Genomic DNA, 25,209 nt, shown 5'->3' on the forward strand with positions numbered 1-25,209 from the left:
ATCAGCTCTTGTTGGCTTCGAGGAATTTCTCGAGCCAATGGATGTCGTAATTGCCCGACTGGATATCGGGCTCCTTGATGAGTCGCCGGAAGAGCGGCAACGTCGTCTTGATGCCGTCGACGATGAACTCATCCAGCGCGCGGTTGAGTCGCTGCAGGCACTCGGGCCGGTCCCTGCCATGGACGATCAGCTTGCCGATCAGGCTGTCGTAATAGGGCGGGATCGTATAGCCCTGATAGACCGCCGCATCCACGCGCACGCCAACGCCGCCTGCGGGATGGTAATAGGTGATGCGCCCGGGCGAGGGCGCAAAAGTCTGGGGATCTTCGGCATTGATCCGCACCTCGATGGCATGGCCCCAGAACGCCACGTCCTTCTGCTCGAGCGAAAGCGGCTCCCCGGCGGCGACGCGGATCTGTTCATAAACAATATCGAAATTGGTGATGCGCTCGGTCACCGGATGCTCGACCTGAAGCCGGGTGTTCATCTCGATGAAGTAGAACTCGCCGTTCTCGTAAAGAAATTCGACCGTGCCGGCGCCCGAATAGCTCATCTTTCGCATGGCGGCGGCGCAGATCTCGCCGATGCGGATCTGCTCTTCCATCGGCACGGTGGGAGCGGTGGCTTCTTCCCAGACCTTCTGGTGACGGCGTTGCAGCGAGCAGTCGCGGGTGCCGAGATGGACGGCGTTGCCCTGGCCGTCGCCAATGACCTGGACTTCGATGTGGCGCGGCTTTTCGAGGTATTTTTCCATGTAGACCGCATCGTCGCCGAAGGCGGCCTTTGCTTCGGTGCGGGCGGTGGAAAATGCGAAAGAGAGCTCCGCTTCGGATTTCGCGACCTTCATGCCGCGCCCGCCGCCGCCGGCGGCGGCCTTGATGAGCACCGGATAGCCGATCTCGACCGCCGTGGTGCGCGCTTCGGCCTCGGTGGTCACGGCGCCGGCCGAACCCGGCACGCAGGGAATGCCGAGTTCTAGCGCAGTCTTCTTGGCCTGAATCTTGTCGCCCATGATTTCGATGTGATGGGCCGAGGGGCCGATGAACGAGATCTTGTGCTCTTCGAGAATCCGCGCGAACCGCGCATTCTCGGACAGAAAGCCGTATCCGGGGTGGACCGCTTCGGCGCCGGTGATCTCGCAGGCAGCCAGGATCGATGGGATGTTGAGATAGCTGTCACGGGCCTGATTGGGGCCCACGCAGACGCTTTCGTCGGCCAGGCGCACATGCATGGCGTTGGCGTCGGCCTGCGAGTGGATGGCCACCGTCTGTATGCCCAGTTCCTTGCAGGCGCGCAGAATACGCAGCGCAATCTCGCCCCGGTTGGCGATGAGGACCTTGGAGAACATGTGGGAGCTTTCTTTGTTACTCGATGACCATGAGCGGCTCGCCGTACTCGACGGGCGTTGCGTCGGTCACGAGGATGCGCGTGATGGTGCCCGACTTGTGCGCGGGAATCTGGTTCATAGTCTTCATGGCCTCGATGATCAGCACCGTCTGGCCTTCGGCGACCTTGCTGCCCACTTCCACGAAGGGCCGTGCGCCGGGTTCGGGTGAGAGGTAGGCCGTGCCGACCATCGGAGAGGTCAGGGTTGCGGGGCTTGCGGCGATCTCGTCGCTGCTCGCCTCGGCTACCGAGGTTGCTGCCGCCGGAGCAGCGGCAGCGGGGGTGGGGGCGGGCGCTGCAGGTGCCGGGGCGCCATAGGCGGGGCCGGACACGTGCACCACTTCGCGCGCGGGCAGGGTGCGCGTCACGCGGATGCGGAAATCATCCTGCTCAAGTTCGATCTCGGCCAGGTCTGCATCCCTGACGAGTTCTGCAATGGTGCGGATGAGGTCCTGATCGACCTGCGAGATTTTAGCCATTTCGGTTCTGTCTCCACGCGATCCCGCTGGTTCGGGATCCCTGCTTTTCAATCAATGAACTCGGCCAGCGCATCGATGGCCAGTGTATAGCCAGATGGGCCGAGGCCGCAAACGACGCCGCGCGCGACCGCGGATACATAGGAATGATGCCGGAACGGCTCGCGCTGGTGAATGTTGGTCAGATGAACTTCGATGATCGGAACGTCCAGCATCCGTAGGGCGTCATGGATGGCCACCGAAGTATGGGAATAGGCCGCGGGGTTGATGACGACGCCCTCTGCGGTGCCCCGTGCCTGCTGGATCCAGTCCACGAGTTCGCCCTCGTGATTGGACTGCCTGAAATCACATTCCAGCCCATGGGCCTCGCAGCGATCGGTGCACAGCACCTCTACGTCAGCGAGAGTGGCGGCGCCATAAACGCCGGGCTCCCTCGTACCGAGCAGGTTGAGGTTCGGCCCGTTTAGGATGAGAACGCGTTTCGCCATGATTTCCCGGTTTTCCGACACGCAACTGTCAAGTGCAAGCTCGCGTTATACGAAATGCACCGAAAAGGCCAGAGCTACAGCGTCCCGCACGCGTCGAACCGGTCTGAAAGCCGCGCCGCGGCATCGGGTATGTCGGTGCGGGCCACTCGAGTGTAAATGGCGCCGTCCGGGGTGCGGCGCAAAAGATCGAGGTCGACAAGCTGGCGCCTCAGGGTCAGTGGGTCCCCCAGATCGTGCCATGTGCGCAGCGTCGCGGTGATCTCGGCCTCGGAGCGGTGTCCATTGGCCGGCAATTGCGCCCAGACGATCCACAGCACCACGATCTGGTCCGCACGACGGGCCGGCCAGCGCTGCAACCGACCATTGCTGGAAAAGCACCGCGCGACGCGCTCTTCTTGACGGTGTGTGGCCTCGCTCCCGTCGTCCATGCCCGTCAGGATTGGTCGCAAACCGTGCTGCCGCAGGCGCGCATGTTGGCGATCCGGCGGGCAAGCTCGGCCTTGGGCACGGCACCGGGCAGCACTTCGTTGCCGATGATGAAGGTGGGCGTGCCCGAAATGCCCAGGCCCTGGGCGATGGAGTAGGACCGCTCGATGGCAGAGGTCACGTCCGCTGCTTCCATGTCCAGTTCGGTGGTCACCCGGTTGAGCCCGACTGATTCTGCAGCCTCGAGCGCCGCTTCGCGGTCGACCGCGCCGCGGGCCGAAAACAGCGCGGTGTGAAACGCGGCGTAGTCCGCGTTCTCTTCGCGGTTGACAAGGATGCCCACGCGGGCCGCGTCCACCGATCCTTGCGAGAGAATGGGGAATTCCTTGAGGATCACGCGCAGGTTCGGGTCCTCCTCGACCAGCGAGAGAACGTCCGCAACCACCTGGCGGCAATAGCCGCAATTGTAATCGAACAATTCAACGAGGGTGACGTCACCCTCGGGGTTGCCGAGCACGATGTTGTCGGGATCCGAATAGATGTCATCGGCCATTTCGGTGAGCGCGACCCGGGCCATCTCGCTCTCTTCGGCCTGGAGTTGCTGTTCGAGCGCCGTGGACATCCGCTCCAGGAGCCGTGGATTTTCCAGCAGATAGGATTCGATCCGCTCATCGATGCCTGCGCTGTCGAACGCAGTGTCCGGGGCAGGGCCGGCTGCGGCCTGCGCGCCCACTTGTTCGGCGACCGCCCGGTCGATCATCGCCGCGATTTCGGCTTCGCTTGGGCCCGGTGCCGGGCGGGAGAGATGGCTCGCCACCAGCGCGCCAGCCAGCCCGAGCACAGCCGCACCCAGGACGATGTTGACCGTGGTTTGCATCGATCTCTCCGATTCCATGGCTCCGTCGGGGTTTCATGACTTCAATCGGCGTTTGGCGCAACACTCGCGGACGCTGAGGCCGATCATAAGCTGGTGCGCGGGACGGTGCTGGACCTCGCCAGCAGGGTCACCTAAGTGTGCGTCGACGCCCCGGACAGGATCGAAGATGACCCAGGAAATGCTGCGCCCCTTCTATGCCATGGAAATTCTTGCGCGTGCCAAGGCGCTCGAGGCCCAGGGCCGGACGGTCCGGCATCTCGAAATCGGCGAGCCGGGTGCCTCGCCCGCTCCCGGTGTTCTCGGTGCCGTACGGGCCGGGCTCGACATCCGTTCAGGATATACCGCAGCGAAGGGCGACCCGCTGCTGCGGGCACGTCTGTCGGCCCGTTACCGGGAACGGCACGGGGTGGATATCGACCCCGATCGAATCATCGTGACCATGGGGTCCTCAAGCGGGTTCATCCTCACCTTCCTTTCAGCCTTCCAGCCCGGCGCGCGGATCGCGGTGACGCGCCCGGGGTATCCCGCCTATCTCAACACGCTCGCCGCGCTGAATTTCTCCGCCGTCGAGCTGCCCTTGAGCGCAGCCAATGGCTGGGTTCTGACCCCTGAGGCCATTGAGGCGACCTGGCAAGAGTGCCCGTTCGAGGGGTTGCTGCTGGCCAGCCCCGCCAATCCGACCGGTGCGGCGCTCGATTCTGAGGCGCTCGCAGCAATCATGGCGTGCTGCAGCCGTCTGGGTGTCCGGTTCATTTCCGACGAGATCTACCATGGCCTCAACCATACCGGGCCCGACGCGTCCGCGCTCGAGGCTGGTGACGAGGCCATCGTCGTCAACAGCTTTTCCAAGTATTACTGCATGACAGGCTGGCGGATCGGCTGGCTGGTCATGCCTGAGGATATCGTGCGGCGGGCCGAGATCATGGCCCAGAGCCTCTTCATCTCCGCGTCCAGCATCTCCCAGCGTGCCGCCCTCGCAGCCCTTGACGAAAGTGCCTACTACGAGGCGCGCAAGGCCGAATACTCGGAGAATCGCGCGATCCTCGCCGCTGGCCTTGAGCGCCTGGGCTTCGGCGATACACGGCCCGCGGACGGGGCGTTCTATGCTTATGTGAATGCCTCGGCGTTCACCAACGACACCATGGATTTCTGCATCTCGATGCTTGAGCTCGCCGGGGTGGCCAGCACGCCGGGGGCCGATTTCGACCGCATAGACGGGCACAAGTTCGTGCGCTTTTCCTATGCGGGCACGCGCGCGGACATCGAGGACGCACTCGACCGGATGGACGCGTTCCTCGGCAGGGGCTGAACAGCAAAAGGCCCCGCCGAGGCGGGGCCCTTTCTTCGATGTTGCTTGGCTAGCGTGAGCCTCTCAGCCCAGGCCGAGCCGGCGCTGCCACCAGCCTGCCTTCTTGGGCTTGTCCTGTTCCGCGTCGCCACTCGAGGAGACGATGATATCGTCGGACGTTACCTTCTTTCTCCCGGAGGCAGCGTCGTCTTCCGCCTCGGGCTCAGCCTGCGGCTCGGATGTCGTCTCCGTTTCCACCACTTCGCTGGGCGCGGCGTCGGCGGGGGCGGGCTCGGGATGCTGCGGCGTTTCCTCTACGGCTTCCGCTGCACTGGCGTCTTGGCCGGCCTCGGCCTTCTCCTCGGCAGCCTTCTTGGTGGCGCGCTTGCGCGGCGTGCGCTTACGCGTCGGCTTTTCCTTTGGCGCTTCGGCTTCTGCGGAAGCCTCTTCATCACCGGTTGCCGGTTGTTCGCTTGCGGGTTCCCCGGTTTCGGCCGTGGCCACCTTGCGGCTGCGGCTGCGTCGCGGCTTGCGCGCCGGCTTTTCCGCCGGTTCGTCGGGCGCAGCCGGTGCGGGCGCATCGTCGGCTGCCACGGCCAGAGGTGCCGGGCTGGACCGGTCCTCGACCGCGTTCATGGCGTCGGCATCGCTGACCACCGCATCGGTTTCGACGGTGCTCTCAGCGTCCGCCTCGGCGGGAGAGGCCTCCCGAGGGGCATCATCACCCGACGATGCATCGAGGGGCTGGTTCTCGTCCTGGCCGCGCCGGTTGCGACGGCCACCCCGGCGCCCGCGACGCCGCCGCTTGCGCGGCTGATCATCATCTTCGCCGTCAGATGCCAGGGTTTCCTGTTCCTCGTCACCAGACTGGTCGTCCTCGGATGTGGCTTCGGCGTGCGGCGCGCTCTGCTGGGGGACGTCGTCCTTCTGGCCGCCGCGCCGGCGCCGGCGTCGGCGCTTGCTGTTCCGGCCGTTGCCCTGGTCGGACGTGTCTGGCTCGGCATCGGCCTGAGCCTCTTCCTCCGCGACTTCGGGAGCCTCTTCTTCCTCAACATCATCGTAATCGTCCATCGAGGCTGCATCAGCCCGGATGTGCGATGCCTCGACGGGCACCGGATTGCGCGTCTCGCCGCGTTCGATGTTGAACTGGTTGCCGACCAATCCATTGGATGCGGAAATGGTGATCGACAGCCCGTGCCGTTCCTCGAGCGCCGAAAGGATGTGGCGCTTGGAGTTGAGGATATAGAGCGCGACTTCCGTGGGCATGTTGACGTTGATCGAGATGCCGGGCTTGCGCAGCACATGGTCTTCGATCGCGCGCATGATCATCAGCGCCAGGCTGGACACCGAGCGCACGAGACCTGTTCCCGCGCATGTGGGGCACGAGTGGGTCGAACTCTCCAGCACGCCGAAGCGCATGCGCTGGCGGCTCATCTCCATCAGGCCGAAATGGCTGATATGGCCGACTTGGATGCGGGCCCGGTCGTTCTTGAGGCAATCCTTGAGCTTGCGTTCCACCGAGCGGTTGTTGCGCTTCTCCTCCATGTCGATGAAGTCGATCACGATCAGCCCGGCAAGGTCGCGCAACCGCAGCTGGCGGGAAATCTCTTCGGCCGCCTCGAGATTGGTCTGAAGCGCCGTGTCCTCGATATTGTGTTCCTTGGTCGCCCGACCCGAGTTCACGTCGATCGAGACCAGCGCTTCGGTCGGATTGATCACGATATATCCGCCCGAGGGCAGGGTGACCTGCGGGTGGAACATGGAATCGAGCTGACTCTCCACGTTGAAACGTGAGAAAATCGGCACATCATCCTTGTATGCCTGCACATTCTTGGAATGGCTCGGCATGATCATGCGCATGAAGTCCTTGGCTTCGCGATAGGCCGCGTCGCCGGCGACCAACACTTCGGCCAGATCCTTGTTGTAAAGATCACGGATCGTTCGCTTGATCAGGCTGCCTTCCTCGTAAACCAGGCATGGCGCCGAGGATTCGAGCGTGAGCGTGCGCACGTTCTCCCAGAGCCGCATCAGGTATTCGAAGTCGCGCTTGACCTCGGCCTTGGTGCGAGAGGCGCCGGCGGTGCGCAGAATGATCCCCATGCCCTTGGGCACTTCGAGCTCGGACGCGACTTCCTTGAGCCTCTTGCGATCGGCGGCGCTGGTGATCTTGCGCGAGATCCCGCCACCGCGCGCGGTGTTGGGCATGAGCACCGAATAGCGGCCGGCCAGCGAAAGATACGTCGTGAGAGCCGCGCCCTTGTTGCCGCGCTCTTCCTTGACCACCTGCACCAGCAGAACCTGCCGGCGTTTGATGACTTCCTGGATTTTGTATCTGCGCTGGTTGCGGCGCGGGCGCTCGTGCAGGTCTTCGAGGGCATCGCCTTCGCCGAGCTGCTCGACCTTCTTGTCGCCGTTCGAACCGTTTTCGCCGTTGTCGTCGCCATTAGCGGTCTCGGCGTCAGCGCTGTCTTCGGCCTCGTCGGCCGCCGCGTCTTCTTCGTGCGCCTCCTCTTCCTCGGCGCGCATGAGCGCCTCCCGGTCGGCGACCGGGATCTGGTAATAGTCCGGGTGGATTTCCGAGAAGGCGAGGAAACCATGGCGGTTGCCGCCATATTCCACGAAGGCCGCCTGGAGCGAGGGCTCCACGCGCGTGACCTTTGCCAGATAGATGTTGCCTCTCAGCTGTCGCCGTTCGGCCGATTCGAAGTCGAATTCCTCGAGCTTGTTACCGTGAGTGACAACGATCCGTGTTTCTTCCGGGTGGGTGGCATCCACCAGCATTCTTTTCGTAGCCATAAATAGAAACTCCACGCTCTCGCGCGCCCATCCTGACCCTTGTCGGTCGGATATGGGGGGCGCCATGCGAGGCGAATGTCATTGGGGGCGGAACGCGAGATGCGCTCGGTACTGTGCGGGCAGGGGTCGTTGATGAACCGGGCAGGGGGCTACGGCACGCAGTGTAATTGGTGTCGCGTATAAACAGCCTCAACCCGGTCGACCTCGTCCTGATGGCGGCGCCGAAGTGGCCTCCGGGTCGCCTGCCGGCTCCCCGTGGGGGGCCGAAACTTCATAATTGCCGCTTTTCCTGTTCGGTTGCGCGCCTTGGCCGGAATTGCGCCCCATTTCGATATCAGAGGCGGTATGGCCGGATTCGCAGCAGGCCGGATCACGCGGCATCTACGTCCTTACGAGTGTAGCGACGAATTGGCAATAGAAAATGCCCGTCAAGGCCCGTAAGGACGTGTCACGATCCCGGGGGTACGCGCCATCAGAATCGCATATGGTTGGCGCTAAACGGAGTTGTTCATGACCTTAGCGTATCGTCGGCAGGTGGCAGGGTTTCTGCTGGTCCTGGTCTCAATGTTCTTCGCATCAAGCGCGATGGGACAGGAGGCCGCGCCACAAGCCGAAGCCGATGGTGCCGAGATTCCGGCTGTCCTTGATTCGCGTGTCACTACGACCACCGAGCGCGGGCGCCTCGTGCTCGATCTGACGGGTCCCACAGAGTTCGCCTACTACACGCTGACCGATCCGGCGCGGCTTGTGGTCGAGCTTCGTGCGCAGGCCGGCGACCCCCGGGAGCACGAGAGCGCCGGCCCGGGCGTGCTGGTGCCCAGCCATACCCTTGAGGCTCTTGGGGCTGATCGCGTGCGGGTGGAACTGGCCCTCAATGGTCCCGCCCAGGTCCAGCAGTCCTATATTCTCGAGCCGTTCGAGGATCAGCCGGCCCGTCTGGTGCTCGACCTGATTCCCGACACGGCAGAAAATTTCGCGGCCAACGCCCGCCAGCAAGATCAGGCGGATGGGCCTTCGGTTGCCGGTGCGACCGTATTGGACGGGCAGGAAACGGCGCCCGGCCAGACTGCGGGCGGCGGCTCACCGAACGCGCGTCCCCTCATTGTTATCGATCCCGGGCATGGGGGAGTGGACGGCGGCGCGCGGTCTACGGGCGGGCTCGAGGAAAAGAATATTGTTCTGGCGTTCGCGCTGAAACTCGAGAGCATTCTGGCCGAAACGGGACGCTTTGACATCGCGCTGACGCGCGACACCGACGTCTTCCTCGGGCTAGAGGACAGGCTGGGCCTGGCTCGGCAGAATCAGGCCAACCTCTTTGTGTCGCTTCACGCCGATTCCTTTGATCAGGAAGACGTCCGGGGCGCATCGGTCTACACACGCGGCGATCTCGTTCTGGATGCCATGGATCGTGCGCTCGCCGAGAACGAGAATCGCGCCGATCTCGTCGGCGGGTTCGATCTGCCGCCCGACGAGCCGGCGGTCGTCGACGTTCTAGTGGACTTTCTGGGCCGCGAGACGCGCCGGCAGTCCTATATCGCGGCCCGTGCAATGGTGGATCAGCTCGAACCCTCGATCCAGTTGCGCCGCTTCCCGCTGCGGCAGGCCGACTTCGTCGTTCTGCGCGCGCCTGATATTCCCTCGGTTCTCGTAGAGCTGGGGTTCCTGTCCAATCGCGACGATTCCGAAAATCTCGCGACAGATGCCTGGCTGGATCGGGTGGCGACAGCGCTGGCACGCGGGATCGCGATCTATTTCGACGAAATCGAGCAGCCCACGCCTACGCTTGCGGCGCAGTAGCGCTCTTTTTACCCATCCGATGACACATTGAGTTCCGATTCTGATACCGTAGGAACGGGCCGCGTCGCTCGGGCGCGAAACATGCGGGGGCATTGGAAAGGCACGTATGGTTCGCTTGCTAGGCTGGCTTTTTGCGTTCGGCGCGTTCGTCGGATTGGGCATCTTCGCGGGCGGGGTTTATTATCTCTGGGCGATCAGCAACGATCTGCCCGAATATGCCTCGCTTGAGGATTATGCGCCGCCCGTAACGACGCGCGTCCACGCCGAGGACGGGATGCTTCTGGCTGAGTTCGCCCGGGAGAGACGGCTTTTCCAGCCGGTCGCTACCATGCCTGCTCACGTGATCCACGCCTTCCTCTCAGCCGAGGACAAGGATTTCTACAGCCATATCGGCATCGATCCCGCGGCGATCTTCCGGGCCGCGCGGGACAACATCATGCAGGTGGTCGAGGGCCGTAGCGGCAACCTCGTCGGGGCATCCACGATCACCCAGCAGGTGGCCAAGAACTTCCTTCTGACGTCCGACCAGACCTTCGACCGCAAGATCAGGGAAGCGCTTCTTGCCTTGAGGATCGAGCGCGCCTTTTCCAAGGACGAAATCCTCGAGCTGTATCTCAACGAGATATTCTTCGGGTTCAGTTCCTACGGCGTCGCCGCCGCGGCGCTGAACTATTTCGACAAGGCGCTCTACGAGCTCACCCATGCCGAAGCCGCCTATCTGGCCGCGCTCCCCAAGGGGCCGGCCAATTATCATCCCTTCCGGCGCCCGGCAGCCGCCATCGAGAGGCGCAACTGGGTGCTCGACCGCATGGCCGAGAACGGCTTCATCACCGGCGAGGTGGCCGAGAGTGCCAAGGCCGAGAACCTCAACGTGGTCCCGCGCACCAGCGGTTCGCAGCTCTATTCGGCTGAATACTTCACCGAGGAGGTACGCCGCCAACTCGGTTCGCTCTACGGGTCCGACCAGCTCTATGGCGGCGGCATGTCGGTTCGCACCTCGCTCACGCCCGAGCTCCAGGCCAAGGCCCGCAGCGCCCTGATGGATGGGCTCGTCCGCTTCGATCAGGGGCAGGGCTATCGCGGTCCGGTCGAGAGCATTGAGATCGGCGAGGACTGGGGCAGTCAGCTCGCCGAGATCGATCCGCTGAGCGACGTTCCCGAGTGGCAGCTCGCGGTCGTTCTCGAGGCCGAGGGCAATAGCGCCACCATCGGGCTTCGGCCCGGCGTGTCCGTGGATGGCCGGGTGTCCAGCCGTCGCGTCGAGGGATCGCTGCAGGGCAGCGACGTGCCCTGGATATCCCAGTCGATCTCCTCTGTGCTTTCGCGCGGCGACGTCATCTATGTGGAGCGGGTCGCCGATACCCAAGACCGCTACGGGCTCCGTCAGGTTCCCGAGATCGGCGGTGCTCTGGTGGCCATGGACCCCAGGACGGGCCGGGTTCTGGCCATGGTTGGAGGGTTCTCATTTGATGAAAGCGAGTTCAACCGCGCGACGCAGGCCATGCGCCAGCCCGGCTCGTCCTTCAAGCCCTTCGTTTATGCTGCCGCGCTCGACAATGGATATACTCCGGCGTCCGTGATCCTCGATGCCCCGCTGGAGGTCGTGAACGCGGACGGGTCTGTCTGGCGTCCCGAGAATTATTCGAGCCAGTTCTACGGCCCGCAAACCCTGCGGCGTGGGCTCGAGCGCTCGCGCAACGTGATGACGGTGCGCCTCTCGCGGGACATGGGCATGCCCATGATCGCCGAGTATGCGCGCCTTTTCGGCATCTACGATGCCATGCCGCCGCTCCTGTCGATGTCGCTGGGATCGGGCGAGACTACCGTGCTGCGGCTGACCGCCGCCTACGCAACCATCGCCAATGGCGGCCGCAAGATCACCCCGACGCTCATCGACCGGATCCAGGACCGCTATGGCAAGACAATCTACCGGCACGACCAGCGCCTCTGCGAAAGTTGCCGGCAGGCGGACTGGCAGGGTCAGGCGGCGCCCGCGATCGTGGACAACCGCGATCAGGTGCTCGATCCCATGACCGCCTATCAGATCACCTCCATGCTCGAAGGCGTCATCCAGCGCGGCACCGGAACTGCCGTGCAGCGGGTCAATCGCCCGGTCGCGGGTAAGACCGGCACGACCAACGACTACAAGGACGCCTGGTTTGTGGGTTTTACCCCCGAACTCGCCGTCGGGGTCTATCTCGGCTATGACACACCCCGGCGCATGGGCAATTCGGCGACCGGTGGCGAACTCGCCGCGCCGATCTTTGCCGATTTCGTCGCCGATGCGCTTGAGGGCGTTCCGCCCACCCAGTTCTCGGTACCCCAGGGCCTGCGGACCGATTGGGTCGACCCGGCCACGGGCGTTGAGATCGTGGCTGGCGGCTCGGGCATCCGGGAGTTCTTCAAGCCGGGCACCGGCCCCAATCCGCGCACCTCGGTCATCGGGGTGGATTCGGCCGCCTTTACCGATATCGACCGGCGCGACGCAACCAGCTTCCAGATGGGCGTAGGCGGGCTGTTCTGATCGCGGTGGTTGATCGCATGGCGCTTTCTGGGTAAGTCAGCGACCGGACACTCATCGCAAAAGGAGCGGGAATGCGCGCCGAAGTTCAGCGGACCGTCGACGAAATCAAGCAGGCCCTAAGCCTGCTGAGGAGGCATCTTTGACTGGGATACGGCGCAAAGACGACTGGATGCGCTGAACGCGCGATCTGAATCGGGCGATCTTTGGAACGATCCGGAGGAGGCCCAGAAGGTCATGCGCGAGCGCCAGGCGCTCGAATCGGCGATTTCCGACGTTCATTCCCTTGAGGCCGGCATTGCCGACAATGTAGAGCTGATCGAGCTCGGCGAGGCCGAGGGCGACGCAGAAGTGATCGCAGACGCGGAAGCCGCGCTCAAGGCGCTCTCGGTCACCGCTGCTCGAATGCGGGTGGAAACCCTGCTTTCGGGCGAGGCCGACAGCAACGACTGCTATCTCGAGGTCCATTCCGGTGCCGGGGGCACCGAAAGCCAGGACTGGGCGCAGATGCTGTTCCGCATGTACGCCCGCTGGGCCGAACGCCGGGGCTTCAAGGTCGAGACCATCGAATACAATGCGGGCGAAGAAGCCGGCATCAAGTCCGCGACCATCCAGATCAAGGGCACCAACGCCTATGGCTGGCTCAAGACCGAGAGCGGCGTGCATCGGCTTGTGCGCATTTCGCCCTATGACAGCCAGGCACGCCGGCACACAAGCTTCTCGAGCGTCTGGGTGTACCCGGTGATCGACGACACGATCGATATCGATGTCAACGAATCCGATTGCCGGATCGATACCTACCGGGCTTCGGGCGCTGGCGGGCAGCACGTGAACACCACCGATTCCGCTGTTCGGATCACCCACATTCCGACGGGAATCGTGGTCCAGTGCCAGAATGAGCGGTCCCAGCACAAGAACCGGGCCCAGGCCTGGGACATGCTGCGTGCGCGTCTCTATGAGCTCGAGCTGCAAAAGCGCGAGGATGCGGCCAATGCGGAAGCCGCGTCCAAGACTGAGATCGGCTGGGGGCACCAGATTCGCTCCTACGTGCTCCAGCCCTATCAGCTCGTGAAGGATCTTCGCACGCAGGTGGAAAGCACCGCGCCTCAGGACGTGCTCGATGGCGATCTCGATCCGTTCATGGAGGCATCGCTCGCCCAGCGGGTCGGTGCAGAAACCGACGACGAGGCTTAAGCCGGGGGCTGCATGAAAGGGAGCCGTGGTGAGCGAGCCATCATCCGATGCGATCATCGGCCTTTATGAACGCCACGCAGATGCATGGGAGCGCGTCCGCCAGCGCGCTACGCGTCCCCCAGGGGAAGAGGTCTGGGTTGGGAAGTTCGCGAGCCTCGCGGTGCCGGGCGCCCGCTTGCTCGATCTGGGCTGCGGGTCCGGCGAGCCCATTGCCGCCGACCTTCACGACGCCGGCTTCGCCGTTACCGGCGTCGACGCTTCACCATCGCTGATCTCGGCGTGTCGTCGCCGGTTGCCCGATCACGAGTGGATCGTCGCGGACATGCGCACGCTCGATCTGGGATGCCGCTTCGGCGGTATTATCGCCTGGCACAGCATTTTCCATCTCACGCCTGGCGCGCAGCGAGAGATGTTCTCCATCCTCGTCCGGCATCTGGCACCGGGTGCACCCTTGATGTTCACCAGCGGACCCCGGCATGGGGTGAGCATGGGCACTTGGCAGGGCGAGCCGCTCTACCACGCAAGCCTTGATGCACAGAGTTACACCGACCTGCTTGTGCAGAGCGGGATGAAGGTGGTCGATCATGTGGTGGAAGACCCCGAGTGCGGCGGCGCTACGGTCTGGCTGGCCGTGAGCCAGACCTGATCCGGGCGCGTCACGCGGCTACAGCGTTTTGATGAAGCGCTCGAGTCTGTTTCCAGCTTCCAGGAAGCGCGTGGGGTTTACCGGGCTGCCCCCGTGCCGCACTTCGAAGTGCAGGTGCGGGCCCGTGCTGCGCCCGGTCGAGCCCGAAGCCCCGATCCGCTGTCCGCCCGCCACGGTCTGGCCCTCGGACACCTCGATGCGGTTGAGGTGCGCATAGCGGGTGACCAAGCCGTTGCCATGGTCGATATCGACCATCTTGCCGTAGCCGCCCATCGTCCCGGCGCTGACCACCGTACCCGAGCCCGCCGCGAGAATGGCGGTGCCGCTGGGCGCACGGAAATCGACCCCGGCATGGAACGCCGTGCGGCCAACGAAAGGGTCGCGACGATTGCCGAAATTGGAACTTACGCTGACCGCTGATGCCACGGGCCGTTGAACAGGGGCTTTTTCGAGCGCCGCGATCGCCGAGCGATAGAGCCCGAGCGCTTCTGCGGCCATGTTGGCCTCATCGATGATCGAGGTGTCTGACAGCCCGTCCGCGGGGATGAATGGACCGCCCAAGCCCACTTCGGCGGCCTGGTCTGCAAGACCGACTTCGCCCAGCCCGTCGAGGATCGTGCGGGCGGTCAGCGTGGTGACGTCGGCCAGTGAGATCAGCGCGGTCCGCGTCTCCTCCTGCATGGCATAGAGCCGTTCGACGAGGTCGGAAACGCCGGCGGACGCCGTCGCGGCAGGGATTTCGGCAGCTATGGCCGCGGTCTCGTTTCCATGAATGCCCAGCCCGATATCCTGCGCCAGTTCGGCAAGCATGCGAACATATTGGTGCTGCTCGGAAAGTGCCTCCTGCTGCTCGACGAGATCGTGCATCTGCAGGTTGAGGTCGCCCATCTGGGCATACTGCCGCGAGTGCAGGCGATCGACGTCCAGCCTCAGATCGACGATTCGCTGCTCGTAGGCGGCGATCTGACCGGAATTGTCGTCGGTCAGGACGGACTGGATCTCGGGGGCGAAATAGAGCGCCAACCCAGTTGCGACATTGGTGGTGCACAGGGCGGTGAAGACCGACAGCACCGCAATGCGCCCGATCCGGCCCGCCCTGTGTTCGCTGTCGGCCAGACCTGACGTCCTGGCCCGTCTCGCCCGGAATATCCGCAACGTGCGCCCCCGATTGGCTGAATTCCGCTAGGGCTACACTATGGGCGATCGTGGTTAACAAAGCGCCAATGCGCTGTTTCAGCCCAATTCCTTAAGAACGCGATCGACGTGGCCCTTGGCCCGCGTGTTGAACCACACGCGCTCGATCTTTCCGCCGGGGCCGACAAGAAAGCTCGAGCGGATGAGGCCGACATAGGTCCGCCCGTAATTCTTCTTCTCGCCCCAAACTCCATAAGCCTCCATCGCCACGTGATCGGGATCGGCGACAAGGATGGGCGACAGATCGTGCTTTTGCCGGAACTTGGCGAGGGTTTCCGGTGTATCGGGCGAAATGCCGACCAGCACCACGCCATGCGCGGCGAACGCGTCGGCCTGCGCGGTGAAGCCCAGGTTCTGGTCCGTGCACGCGGGTGTGTCCGCCTGCGGATAGAAGTAGAGCAGGACGGAATGATCCGCATGGTCCGAGAGGCGGAAGACTTCGGAGGTGTCGGTAGGAAGTTCGATACCCGGCGCCACATCGCCCGGTTGCAGTTTGGACATGGAAAAGTCCCCATTGGTTCACAATTACGCCCCGCAAAGCAGCGATGGGGCCTTTTGGCGCCTTATTCCAGCCGATATGGTCAGGCACGAGACGATGGCGGCTTAGCCGATTCTCGATTACGCGACATCAGTTGAACCGGATCATCGGCGGACAGTGAACCAGCCCGTAAGCCCCGATAGAGAACGATTCCGGGCGCGCCGGGCCCATCGGGGCCTACGCGCACTCTATGTCGTCCTCGCGGTTCTCTTTGTTATCGTCGCCCTTGTCTATGGGCGCCTTCTGTTCGGCCCGATCTCGCTGGGCTTTTTGTCCGAGCGCGCCCAGACACTGGTCGCCAGCGTCCTCGACGAGAGCTATGAGGTGGAGTGGGAGGAGTTCGGTCTCTCGCTTTCCGGGCCGTTCTCGCCGGTGTTCCGGCTCGGCGAGGTCAATCTGCGCGAGCGCGGCTCCACCGCCGAAATCACCATGGATGCCCTCGAGATCGGCGTGTCCCCGCTCGGCGCACTCACTGGTCAGCCCCAGGCGCGGATCGCGCTGGTCGGAGCGCATTTCCAGACCGTCCAGGACCTCATGGGGCCCCGGCTCGGAAGCTTCTCGGTCAGTGTCGATGAGCAGACAGGTGAAACGCTGGTCGAAATCCAGGAAGCGGCGTCCGACCAACCTATGGTCCGCATCCGCCGCGAAGGCCTCTCGCTCGGTGGAGCGGCGGAGGCCGCAGGGGCCAGCGGCCTGCGATCGGACAACGAGCGGCTGATCGCCAATGTCGAGGCCATGAATCTCGCGCTGGCGGATATGCGCCGGCACGGCGACAGCGGGCAGGTTTCGCGCATATCGGTCCGCGATGCGTCGGTGGGCGTGCTCGATCCGGTGTTCGGGCTCTACAAGGAGTTCGACAATGTCGATGCGCGTATCCGCTTCGGCTCCGAGGATGGCGAGGTTTCCGGGACGTTCTCGGCCCGTATCGCCGGCCGCACTATGGAAGGCACGTTTGCGCGTCGATTGACCGGTGACGGTCCCCAGATTACCGGCAGCATCGAGAACCTGGACTTTGCCACGCTTGTTCCGTTCCTCGATGATGCCGATGGCCTTGCCGCCTTGCGCGGCGCCGGCACCATGACGGCGGAGATCGGCTTTTCCCCAGAAGACGGCAGCGTGCGCGAGGGCCGTTTCCAGGCGGACCTCACCGGCACGCGCCTGCGCATGAATACCGACTACTTTCCCGTCCAGACCGACCCGTTCGACGTGGTGTGGTCGCCGCAGGACGCGCGGTTCCATTTCGACGATGTGGCGGTCATCATCGGGAAAAGCCGGGGCATTGTCACCGGGGACGTGGTTCTGGGATTTGACCGCCAGTTCGGCCCCACGCTCGGCATGTCCGTGCGCGCCCGCGACGTCTATCTGCAGCCCGAGGACATGCACGCGCCCGACGAGCCATTTGATCTCTTCAGCTTCGAAGGCTGGGCCGCACCGCTGTACGGCGCGCTGGGCGTGGACCGGCTGGTCGCTGCTCGGGAAGGCGTAAGCCTCGTGGTTCAGGGCCGGCTCGATACGCTGCGCAGCGGCGTCGGGGTCGATCTGACGCTGGGTGGCAGGGGGGCTTCAGCGGACGACGTCAAGCGGCTCTGGCCCTACATATTTGCCCCCGAGGCCCGGGACTGGTTCGTCCAGTACGTTGCTGACGGCAAGGTCGAAACCGCTGACATGCGGTTCGATTTCCCCGTCGGCACCCTCGACATGGATGGCGAGCCGCGCCCGATACCCGATGGCGCCATGCGCATCGATCTGGTGGGGTCGGAGGTCCAGCTCCAGCCATTCGAGGGACTGCCCGAATTCGCGATCGAGGGGTTTTCTCGCGTCAGCCTCGTGGACAACCGGTTCACAATGGGGTTCGACCGAGCTGTGGTGGCCGGCGAGGCCGGAGATATCGTCGTCACCCACGCGGCCTATCTCAATCAGGATACGTCCGCCCCCGAGCAGGTCTTCGAGATTTCGGGCGACATCAGCGGCTCGGTGCCTGCCCTGATGGAGCTCGCCAACAGCGACGGCCTCGACCTGCTCAGCGACGTCGAGTTCGGCTTTGATTTCGATGATCTCGTCGCCGATGTGGACGGGGACACGGCAGTGACCGCCATCGCGACCATCGCGACCGATACCACCGGCCAGGTGATCGACGCGGACTACGCGCTCAACGGCACGGTCAGCGCGCTGCGTACCCTGCGGCCGATCGACGGGGTATCGCTCGACGACATGGGGCTGGCCTTCACCGCCTCCCAGGAAGGCTTCCGCGTCACCGGCGCGGGTGAGGTCTTCGACGTGCCGCTCGAACTTCTGGCGGTCAAATCCGGCACTGGCGATCCCGAGATCACGCTGGGCGCTACCCTTGAGGTGGCGCAGGCCGAATCCTTCGGCGTTGACCTCTCGGAGTTCATGACCGGCAATGTGCGTGTCGCGGCGCGACCAATGGCTGATGGCACCTTCCAGATCAGCGCCGATCTCACCGATGCGTCCCTGACACTGCGCGATATCGGCGTGAGCAAGGAGCGAGGCGCCGAAGGGCTCGTCAACGCGGTGATCGCGCCGGGTGAGGACACCATCGCGGTTACCCAGCTCGATCTTGGCTTCGGCAGTGTCCGGCTGCAGGGCGGACTCGCCTTCGGCTATGACGGCACTCTCGAGCTCGCCGAGTTCTCGTCCTTCCAGCTCGCCCCGGGCGACAGTGCATCCGTTGCCATGCGGCCGATCACGGGCGGCTTTGCGCTTTCGGTCACCGGAGAGCAGCTCGACATCAAGCCTGTCCTCAAGCGGTTCTTCAACCTCGAAGGAGACCAGTCCGTTGGCGCCAGCGCCGAACTGGAAGATCAGGTCTTCGACATCTCGGTCGAACTCGACCGCGCGCTGGGCTATTTCGGCACCGTGGCGCTCAATGTCGATCTCGATCTCTCGGTGCGGGGAGATGAGCTCCGGCGCGTCAACCTTGCGGCCCAGATGCCGGGCGGACGGTCGATCTCGGCGACGACCAATTCCAACCCCGAGGGGCAGACCATCACCTACGCGTCCAACGATATCGGTGGCGTGTTGCGGTTTGTGGGCGTCTATCCGCGCCTCGTGGGCGGGGACGGCACCCTCGTCATGCGGTACAACGCCCGCCAGCAGCGTGATCGCGGCGAATTCGTGCTCCGCAATTTCTCCATCGTCGACGAGGCTAATGTCGCGCAGGTGGTCGGCCAGCACCAGGACAGTCGCGCCCTGATCAGCCGGGGCAGTTCCATGAGCTTTGACTATGGCCGCGCCGAATTCACCCGCACCGCCGATCAGATCGAGGTCATAGAGGGCGCGCTGCATGGCGACGCGGTGGGCGGCACAATAAGGGGCAATATCTTCACCCAGTCAGGCCAGTACGACCTTGCGGGCACTTATGTGCCGCTCTTTGGGCTCAACAACGTCTTCCAGCAGATTCCGCTGCTTGGGCCGATTTTCGGCGGCCGCGACGGGGAGGGGCTGCTCGGGGTCACCTTCGCGGTCCGTGGGCCGCTCGACAACCCCGATCTTCTGGTCAACCCGGTGTCGATCCTTGCGCCGGGCATGTTCCGGTCCCTTTTCGAGTACCGGGCCTCCCGATCGGGCGATAGCTGATCAGGCCGATCAGACCGGCTTGAGCAGAATGTGGCGCTTTTTGCCCACCGAAAGCTTGATCACGCCCTCGGCAAGAATATCCCCGAGCCCCAGCGTATATTTGTCGTCCTCGACCGGGGTGTCGTTGACGCGCAATGCGCCGGCCTGGATGTGCCGCCGGGCCTCGCCATTGGAGCCGGCAAGGCCTGCTGTAACCGCCGCCGCCAAAATCCCCATGCCGCCGTCGAGGGCCGCACGGGCGACCTGGATCGAGGGCAGGGAGAGGTCGATCTGCCCGGCCTCGAACACCGTAGATGCGGTCCGTGCCGCCTCCTCGGCCTCGGCCCTGCCATGGACCATGGCCGTCACTTCGGTCGCCAGGATTTTCTTGGCCTCGTTGATGTCCGAGCCCACTCCGCCGGCGATCCGGCTGATTTCCTCGAGTGGCAGCGTAGTGAAGAGCTTGAGGAAGCGCTCCACGTCGGCGTCCTCGGTGTTGCGCCAGTACTGCCAGAAGTCGTAGACTGAAAGCATGTCGGCATTGAGCCAGACCGCGCCATTGGCCGTCTTGCCCATCTTGGCGCCAGAGGCCGTGGTCAGCAGCGGGGAGGTCAGGGCGTAGAACTGGGTGCCGAGCATGCGGTGCCCCAGGTCCAGCCCGTTGACGATATTGCCCCACTGGTCCGATCCGCCCATCTGCAGGGTGCATCCGTAGCGCTGGTTGAGTTCCACGAAATCATAGGCCTGCAGGATCATGTAGTTGAACTCGAGGAACGAGAGCGACTGCTCCCGGTCGAGCCTGAGCTTGACCGAATCGAAGCTGAGCATGCGGTTGACCGAAAAGTGCCGGCCAACCTCGCGCAGGAACTCCACATAGCCCAGCCCCATCAGCCAGTCCGCGTTGTTGGCCATCACCGCGTCCTGGGGGCCTTCGCCGAACGAGAGGAAGTTCGCGAACTTCTCCTTGATCCCGGCGATGTTGGCCGCAAGGTCCTCGGCGGTCAGCAGGCGCCGTGCCTCGTCCTTGAACGAGGGGTCCCCGATCATCCCGGTCCCCCCGCCCATGAGCGCGATGGGACGGTGACCGGTCTTTTGCATCCAGTGCAGCATCATGATCTGCATCAGGTGCCCCACATGCAGACTGGCTGCCGTGGGATCGTACCCGATATACCCGGTCACGATCTCGCTTGCGAACTTCTGGTCGAGGCCGGCCGCATCCGAGGTCTGGTGGATGAAGCCGCGTTCGTCGAGGGTTTGCAGGAATTCGGATTTGAAGCCGGTCATGATGGGCCTGGTGTCTTGTCGTGTCAGGGGAAGCGGAGGACGGTCAGCGGCCGCCGCCTGCAGCGATGTCGGCGCGGCGGCGATCGAGATAGTCGCCGCACGATCCGATCAGGTCGTCGATCTTGTTCTCGTAGAAGTGGTTGGCGCCTTCCACGATCTGCTGCTCGATGGTGATGCCCTTCTGGGTCTTGAGCTTGTCCACCAGCTTCTGGACGGATTCGGGCGGGGCCACGCGGTCCTTGTCGCCATGAATAATCAGGCCCGAGGACGGGCAGGGGGCGAGGAACGAGAAGTCGTAAAGGTTCTCGGGCGGGGAGACCGAAATGAAGCCTTCCACTTCCGGCCGACGCATAAGGAGCTGCATTCCGATCCAGGCGCCGAAGGAGAAGCCGGCGATCCAGCAGCCCTTGCTCTCGCGGTTGATGGCCTGAAGCCAGTCCAGCGCCGAAGCTGCGTCCGATAGCTCGCCCACGCCGTGGTCGAAAGCGCCCTGGGAGCGTCCCACACCGCGCGAGTTGAACCGCAGGACGGCAAAGCCGCGCTGCACGAACATGTAAAAGAGATTGTACACGATCTGGTTGTTCATCGTTCCACCGAACTGCGGATGGGGATGAAGAACGATCGCAACGGGCGCGTTCGGCTCCTTGCCCGGCTGGTACCGACCTTCGATACGGCCTTCGGGCCCGTTGAAAATCACTTCCGGCATTGGGGTACTACCTTGTCGAGTTATCCGCACTGCGCATGGGGGTCGTGCAAAAGCTGAGCCCGGCTTGACGAACTGCCTCGGGCTTCCTAAAACTGACTTGATTGTCAGTTTAGAATTATTCAAAACTGGATCGGGCGCGCAGAACCCGCGTTTCGCGAGGGCTCCTTTTATTTTAGGAGCGAGCCCAATTTCAAGGATTGTTTGCGGCGTGCACGTGATCAGGCGGCATACGACGCAAGTCGATGGATGCGATGGCAGTATATCTAGACCATAACGCGTCTGCCCCGTTGCTTCCCGAGGCTCGGCAGGCAGTTGTCGACGCGCTCGCGCTGTGCGGGAACCCCTCGTCCGTTCACGGCTATGGCCGGGCCTTGCGCGGGCTCATTGATGACGCGCGTGATCGCGTGGCTGCGCTTGCGGGAGCCGAGGCCAAACAGGTCGTCTTCACCGGGTCCGGCACTGAAGCGCTGACCCAGGCCATCGTGGGCGGGGTGCAGGCCTTCCGCGCCGCCCGTATCGTGACTTCTCCAGCCGAGCATTCGGCGGTGCTCAAAGCCGCCGAGGCCAGCGGCGTACCGGTTTCCCTGATCGGTGTGGACGCCGAGGGACGGCTCGACGTTGCCGCGATCGAAGCCGAGATGGATGTCGCCGACCGGAACGGTGATGAAACGCTGCTCTTTGCCCTCCATTGGGTCAATGGCGAAACCGGCGTCGTCCAGCTACGCGGCCGCCTCGAGGCGCTGATCGGGCCCACCCGTCACGTCCTCGTTCTCGATGCGGTGCAGGGTTTTGGCAAGCTGGCTCTGGATTTTGCTTCCAGCGCTGCCGATATGGTGGCAGTGAGCGCACACAAGATCGGCGGCCCGGCCGGCATCGGTGCGCTGCTCGTCAAGGGTCATGCCGACACGGTTCGGCTGGTGCCCGGTGGCGGACAGGAGCAGGGGCGCCGCGGCGGTACGGAATCCGCGCCGCTCATCGCCGGGTTCGGCGCTGCTGCCGACGCGTATGGGGAGCGGATGGATATCGGACACGTCCGGGGGCTCGCGCTACGGCTGGAAGCGGCCTTGAAGGCCATGGCTCCCGATGCGGTGATCTTTGCAGGGCAGGCGGAGCGTATCGGGACGACAACAAATTTCGCGGTGCCGGGGGTCAAGAACACCGTGGCGCTGATGGCGCTGGACCTCGCGGGCATTGCGGTCTCCTCGGGATCCGCCTGCTCGTCGGGCAAGGTCGCGCGCAGCCACGTTCTCGAGGCCATGGGCGTCGCACCCGGTCTCGCCGAATGCGGGCTGCGGGCCAGCATGGGATGGACCACGAGCGAGCGCGATATCGACGCCCTCGTGGAACAGTATTCAAAACTGCTCGAGAGGCAAAAGAGCCGATCGGGCGCAGCAGCTTAGGGCGCGCGGCGGTCGGATGCGAACGCATACGGCCCATGGTGCCAGCACACAGGAATGGCGGCCTGCTTCTCATAAGAGGGCAGGGCGCTTGGCCGGAACAGGAGACGTAAATGTCTGACTACGACATCCCGACCCTCAAGGAAAACATCGACCGGAAAACCGTCGACAAGGTCCTTGCGCTGGACGTCGACAAATACAAGTACGGGTTCGAGACCATCATCGAATCCGACAAGGCGCCCAAGGGCCTCGACGAGAGCACCATCCGGTTCATCTCGGCCAAGAAGGACGAGCCCGAGTGGATGCTCGAATGGCGGCTCGAGGCGTTCAAGCGCTGGCAGACCATGCAGGAGCCGACCTGGGCACGGGTGAACTATCCCAAGATCGACTTCCAGGACCTTTATTATTACGCGGCGCCCAAGGGCTCGAGCGGTCCCAAGAGTCTGGACGAGGTCGATCCCGAACTGCTGCGCACCTATGAAAAGCTCGGCATCCCGCTCTCCGAGCAGAAGATCCTGGCCGGCGTGCAGGATCCGGAAGGCGCCGAGGCCTTGCCCTACAGCGGCAATGTGGCGGTGGATGCGGTGTTCGACTCCGTATCGGTCATCACCACGTTCCGCGAGGAGTTGGCCAAGCACGGCATCATCTTCTGCTCGATTTCCGAGGCTGTGCGCGAGCACCCGGAACTGATCAAGAAGTATCTCGGTTCGGTCGTGCCGGTTTCCGACAATTTCTACGCCACGCTCAACTCCGCGGTCTTCACCGACGGCTCGTTTGTCTACATCCCCAAGGACGTGCGCTGCCCCATGGAGCTCTCGACCTATTTCCGCATCAACGAGCGGAACACGGGCCAGTTCGAGCGTACCCTGATCATCGCCGAGGAAGGCTCCTATGTGAGCTATCTCGAGGGCTGCACCGCGCCCATGCGTGACGAGAACCAGCTTCACGCGGCGGTCGTGGAACTGGTCGCGCTCGACGATGCCGAGATCAAGTACTCCACGGTCCAGAACTGGTATCCGGGCGACAAGGAAGGCACGGGCGGGGTCTACAATTTCGTGACCAAGCGCGGTGATTGCCGGGGCAAGAATTCCAAGATCTCCTGGACCCAGGTCGAGACCGGTTCGGCGATCACCTGGAAATACCCCAGCTGCATCCTGCGCGGCGATGGTTCGCGCGGCGAGTTCTACTCGATCGCCATTTCCAACGGTCACCAGCAGGTCGACAGCGGCACCAAGATGATCCATCTGGGCAAGAACACCTCGAGCCGGATCATCTCAAAGGGCATAGCGGCGGGCTTTTCCGACAACACCTATCGCGGCCAGGTTTCGTGCCACCGCAAGGCCACCGGCGCCCGCAACTTCACCCAGTGCGACAGCCTGCTGATCGGGGATACCTGTGGCGCCCATACCGTGCCCTATATCGAAAGCCGCAATTCCACGGCCGTCTTCGAGCATGAGGCGACCACATCCAAGATTTCCGACGACCAGATGTTTTATTGCCTGCAGCGGGGGTTGAGCCAGGAGCAGGCTGTGGCGCTGATCGTCAACGGCTTTGTCCGTGACGTCCTCCAGCACCTGCCCATGGAGTTCATGGTCGAGACCCAGAAGCTGATCGGGATCTCGCTCGAGGGAAGCGTGGGCTGATGAACGTCGAGCTCGACTGGCCCGTTCTCGGCATCTTTGCCGTGATCGTCTTCGCGGTCTGCGTGGGCCTCTCTTACTGGCGGCGCAAGGATCCCGAACTCAAGAGCGCGGTCATCACAACGCTGGTCGCGACGGCGGCCTACGCACTTTTGCTGAATTTCTGAGCGCGGCGGAAAACGCGCGCAAAACTGGAGATATGTCCGATGAGCACACCGATGCTTGAAATCAAGAACCTTCACGTCCGGGTCGAGGACCAGGAAATCCTGCGCGGCGTCGACCTGACGCTCAATCGCGGAGAGGTTCACGCCATCATGGGCCGTAACGGATCGGGCAAATCGACCCTGTCCTACGTTCTGGCCGGCAAGGAAGACTACGAGATCACCGAAGGCGAAATCCTTTTTGACGGGCAGAACCTGCTCGACATGGAGCCCGACGAGCGGGCTGCCGCGGGCGTCTTCCTCGCGTTCCAGTACCCCATCGAGATTCCGGGCGTCGCGACCATGACGTTCCTCAAGGCCGCCATGAACGCCCAGCGCAAGGCCCGCGGCGAAGCCGAACTCTCCACGCCCGACTTCATGAAGGCGGTCAAGGAAGCGGCCGGCCTTCTGGAAATCAAGCAGGACATGCTCAAGCGTCCGCTCAATGTCGGTTTCTCCGGCGGGGAAAAGAAGCGCGCCGAGATTCTGCAGATGGCGTTGCTGGCTCCCAAGCTCTGCATCCTCGACGAGACGGATTCGGGGCTCGATATCGACGCGCTCAAGATCGTTTCGGATGGCGTCAACAAGCTTCGCGGCCCGGATCGCACTATGCTGGTCATCACCCACTACCAGCGCCTGCTGAACTACATCGTACCCGATGTCGTGCACGTCTTTTCCGCCGGCCGGGTGGTCGAGACGGGCGACAAGTCTCTGGCCCTCGAGCTCGAGGCCAAGGGCTATGCCGATTTTGACGGCGAAAACGCAGCCTGAGGATGACC

At 63.6% G+C, this 25,209-nt stretch carries 20 protein-coding genes; 10 read left to right on the forward strand and 10 right to left on the reverse strand.

Features of this window, described 5'->3' with window-relative positions:
• Position 1 precedes the first annotated feature (1 nt).
• From accC to EO136_RS05430, 5 genes are all read right to left on the reverse strand, one after another.
• Positions 2 to 1,348, reverse strand: a complete 1,347-nt coding sequence (gene accC / locus EO136_RS05410; protein WP_127143448.1) for an acetyl-CoA carboxylase biotin carboxylase subunit — start codon at positions 1,346 to 1,348, stop codon at positions 2 to 4.
• 16 nt (positions 1,349 to 1,364) lie between these two features.
• Entirely contained in the window at positions 1,365 to 1,865 is a 501-nt protein-coding gene (accB, locus tag EO136_RS05415; protein WP_127143449.1) for an acetyl-CoA carboxylase biotin carboxyl carrier protein, read from the reverse strand.
• Positions 1,866 to 1,912: 47 nt separating this feature from the next.
• Positions 1,913 to 2,350 (reverse strand): type II 3-dehydroquinate dehydratase, encoded by a 438-nt coding sequence (aroQ, locus tag EO136_RS05420; protein ID WP_127143450.1) that lies wholly within the window; start codon positions 2,348 to 2,350, stop codon positions 1,913 to 1,915.
• A 74-nt stretch (positions 2,351 to 2,424) separates the two neighbouring features.
• Entirely contained in the window at positions 2,425 to 2,799 is a 375-nt protein-coding gene (locus EO136_RS05425; protein WP_127143451.1) for a DUF2087 domain-containing protein, read from the reverse strand.
• Positions 2,784 to 3,653, reverse strand: a complete 870-nt coding sequence (locus tag EO136_RS05430; protein ID WP_164730447.1) for a DsbA family protein — start codon at positions 3,651 to 3,653, stop codon at positions 2,784 to 2,786. Before EO136_RS05430 ends, EO136_RS05425 begins: the two co-directional genes overlap by 16 nt.
• A 166-nt stretch (positions 3,654 to 3,819) precedes the next feature.
• Between EO136_RS05430 and EO136_RS05435 the strand changes: the two genes are divergently transcribed.
• Positions 3,820 to 4,962, forward strand: coding sequence for a pyridoxal phosphate-dependent aminotransferase (locus EO136_RS05435; RefSeq protein WP_127143453.1), 1,143 nt, complete (start codon positions 3,820 to 3,822; stop codon positions 4,960 to 4,962).
• A 63-nt stretch (positions 4,963 to 5,025) separates the two neighbouring features.
• Here the strand turns inward: EO136_RS05435 and EO136_RS05440 are convergent, their stop codons facing one another.
• Positions 5,026 to 7,737, reverse strand: coding sequence for an Rne/Rng family ribonuclease (locus tag EO136_RS05440; RefSeq protein WP_127143454.1), 2,712 nt, complete (start codon positions 7,735 to 7,737; stop codon positions 5,026 to 5,028).
• 510 nt (positions 7,738 to 8,247) lie between these two features.
• Here EO136_RS05440 and EO136_RS05445 point away from each other — a divergent pair.
• From EO136_RS05445 to EO136_RS05460, 4 genes are all read left to right on the forward strand, one after another.
• Positions 8,248 to 9,534 (forward strand): N-acetylmuramoyl-L-alanine amidase, encoded by a 1,287-nt coding sequence (locus EO136_RS05445; protein ID WP_127143455.1) that lies wholly within the window; start codon positions 8,248 to 8,250, stop codon positions 9,532 to 9,534.
• 106 nt (positions 9,535 to 9,640) lie between these two features.
• Positions 9,641 to 12,058 carry a penicillin-binding protein 1A gene (locus tag EO136_RS05450; protein WP_127143456.1) on the forward strand — a complete coding sequence of 806 codons (2,418 nt, stop codon included), beginning with the start codon at positions 9,641 to 9,643 and terminating at the stop codon, positions 12,056 to 12,058.
• 71 nt (positions 12,059 to 12,129) lie between these two features.
• Positions 12,130 to 13,249, forward strand: a protein-coding gene (gene prfB, locus EO136_RS05455) for a peptide chain release factor 2 (RefSeq protein ID WP_127143457.1) whose coding sequence is annotated in 2 segments (ribosomal slippage) — positions 12,130 to 12,198 and positions 12,200 to 13,249 — 1,119 coding nt in all. Because the reading frame shifts where the segments join, the coding sequence is not laid out codon by codon here.
• 28 nt (positions 13,250 to 13,277) lie between these two features.
• Positions 13,278 to 13,895 (forward strand): class I SAM-dependent methyltransferase, encoded by a 618-nt coding sequence (locus EO136_RS05460; RefSeq protein WP_127143458.1) that lies wholly within the window; start codon positions 13,278 to 13,280, stop codon positions 13,893 to 13,895.
• Between the two features lie 18 nt (positions 13,896 to 13,913).
• Here EO136_RS05460 and EO136_RS05465 read toward each other — a convergent pair whose 3' ends face one another.
• Entirely contained in the window at positions 13,914 to 15,050 is a 1,137-nt protein-coding gene (locus EO136_RS05465; protein ID WP_246018266.1) for a M23 family metallopeptidase, read from the reverse strand.
• Between the two features lie 78 nt (positions 15,051 to 15,128).
• Complete coding sequence (gene bcp / locus EO136_RS05470; RefSeq protein WP_127143459.1) at positions 15,129 to 15,590, reverse strand: thioredoxin-dependent thiol peroxidase; 462 nt, start codon at positions 15,588 to 15,590, stop codon at positions 15,129 to 15,131.
• 154 nt (positions 15,591 to 15,744) lie between these two features.
• Here bcp and EO136_RS05475 point away from each other — a divergent pair, with 154 nt between their 5' ends.
• Positions 15,745 to 19,224: a hypothetical protein gene (locus EO136_RS05475; RefSeq protein WP_127143460.1), complete on the forward strand. Its 3,480-nt coding sequence runs from the start codon at positions 15,745 to 15,747 to the stop codon at positions 19,222 to 19,224.
• A gap of 9 nt (positions 19,225 to 19,233) precedes the next feature.
• Here EO136_RS05475 and tyrS read toward each other — a convergent pair whose 3' ends face one another.
• On the reverse strand, positions 19,234 to 20,487 hold the full coding sequence (gene tyrS / locus EO136_RS05480; protein ID WP_127143461.1) for a tyrosine--tRNA ligase: 1,254 nt from the start codon (positions 20,485 to 20,487) through the stop codon (positions 19,234 to 19,236).
• A gap of 43 nt (positions 20,488 to 20,530) precedes the next feature.
• Complete coding sequence (locus EO136_RS05485; protein ID WP_127143462.1) at positions 20,531 to 21,193, reverse strand: alpha/beta hydrolase; 663 nt, start codon at positions 21,191 to 21,193, stop codon at positions 20,531 to 20,533.
• A gap of 251 nt (positions 21,194 to 21,444) precedes the next feature.
• On the opposite strand from EO136_RS05485, the gene EO136_RS05490 reads away from it, so the two are divergent.
• The 4 genes from EO136_RS05490 to sufC all read left to right on the forward strand — a co-directional run bounded on the left by EO136_RS05490 (position 21,445) and on the right by sufC (position 25,201).
• Positions 21,445 to 22,593: a cysteine desulfurase family protein gene (locus tag EO136_RS05490; RefSeq protein ID WP_246018267.1), complete on the forward strand. Its 1,149-nt coding sequence runs from the start codon at positions 21,445 to 21,447 to the stop codon at positions 22,591 to 22,593.
• A 110-nt stretch (positions 22,594 to 22,703) separates the two neighbouring features.
• Positions 22,704 to 24,233, forward strand: a complete 1,530-nt coding sequence (sufB, locus tag EO136_RS05495) for a Fe-S cluster assembly protein SufB (protein ID WP_127143464.1) — start codon at positions 22,704 to 22,706, stop codon at positions 24,231 to 24,233.
• Positions 24,233 to 24,397, forward strand: coding sequence for a hypothetical protein (locus EO136_RS18545; protein ID WP_164730448.1), 165 nt, complete (start codon positions 24,233 to 24,235; stop codon positions 24,395 to 24,397). Before sufB ends, EO136_RS18545 begins: the two co-directional genes overlap by 1 nt.
• Positions 24,398 to 24,448: 51 nt before the next feature.
• Positions 24,449 to 25,201, forward strand: coding sequence for a Fe-S cluster assembly ATPase SufC (sufC, locus tag EO136_RS05500; protein WP_127143682.1), 753 nt, complete (start codon positions 24,449 to 24,451; stop codon positions 25,199 to 25,201).
• Positions 25,202 to 25,209: the final 8 nt, after the last annotated feature.

Origin of the sequence: Pelagibacterium montanilacus, from assembly GCF_003992665.1 — a bacterium.
In the GTDB taxonomy this organism is placed as follows: domain Bacteria; phylum Pseudomonadota; class Alphaproteobacteria; order Rhizobiales; family Devosiaceae; genus Pelagibacterium; species Pelagibacterium montanilacus.

Bases quoted from the DNA above. Each gene is read 5' to 3' on its own strand.
- accC (WP_127143448.1), bottom strand. From the start codon at position 1,348: ATGTTCTCCAAGGTCCTCATCGCCAACCGGGGCGAGATTGCGCTGCGT.
- accB (WP_127143449.1), bottom strand. From the start codon at position 1,865: ATGGCTAAAATCTCGCAGGTCGATCAGGACCTCATCCGCACCATTGCA.
- aroQ (WP_127143450.1), bottom strand. From the start codon at position 2,350: ATGGCGAAACGCGTTCTCATCCTAAACGGGCCGAACCTCAACCTGCTC.
- EO136_RS05430 (WP_164730447.1), bottom strand. From the start codon at position 3,653: ATGCAAACCACGGTCAACATCGTCCTGGGTGCGGCTGTGCTCGGGCTG.
- EO136_RS05435 (WP_127143453.1), top strand. From the start codon at position 3,820: ATGACCCAGGAAATGCTGCGCCCCTTCTATGCCATGGAAATTCTTGCG.
- EO136_RS05440 (WP_127143454.1), bottom strand. From the start codon at position 7,737: ATGGCTACGAAAAGAATGCTGGTGGATGCCACCCACCCGGAAGAAACA.
- EO136_RS05445 (WP_127143455.1), top strand. From the start codon at position 8,248: ATGACCTTAGCGTATCGTCGGCAGGTGGCAGGGTTTCTGCTGGTCCTG.
- EO136_RS05450 (WP_127143456.1), top strand. From the start codon at position 9,641: ATGGTTCGCTTGCTAGGCTGGCTTTTTGCGTTCGGCGCGTTCGTCGGA.
- bcp (WP_127143459.1), bottom strand. From the start codon at position 15,590: ATGTCCAAACTGCAACCGGGCGATGTGGCGCCGGGTATCGAACTTCCT.
- tyrS (WP_127143461.1), bottom strand. From the start codon at position 20,487: ATGACCGGCTTCAAATCCGAATTCCTGCAAACCCTCGACGAACGCGGC.
- EO136_RS05485 (WP_127143462.1), bottom strand. From the start codon at position 21,193: ATGCCGGAAGTGATTTTCAACGGGCCCGAAGGCCGTATCGAAGGTCGG.
- EO136_RS05490 (WP_246018267.1), top strand. From the start codon at position 21,445: ATGGCAGTATATCTAGACCATAACGCGTCTGCCCCGTTGCTTCCCGAG.
- sufB (WP_127143464.1), top strand. From the start codon at position 22,704: ATGTCTGACTACGACATCCCGACCCTCAAGGAAAACATCGACCGGAAA.
- EO136_RS18545 (WP_164730448.1), top strand. From the start codon at position 24,233: ATGAACGTCGAGCTCGACTGGCCCGTTCTCGGCATCTTTGCCGTGATC.
- sufC (WP_127143682.1), top strand. From the start codon at position 24,449: ATGCTTGAAATCAAGAACCTTCACGTCCGGGTCGAGGACCAGGAAATC.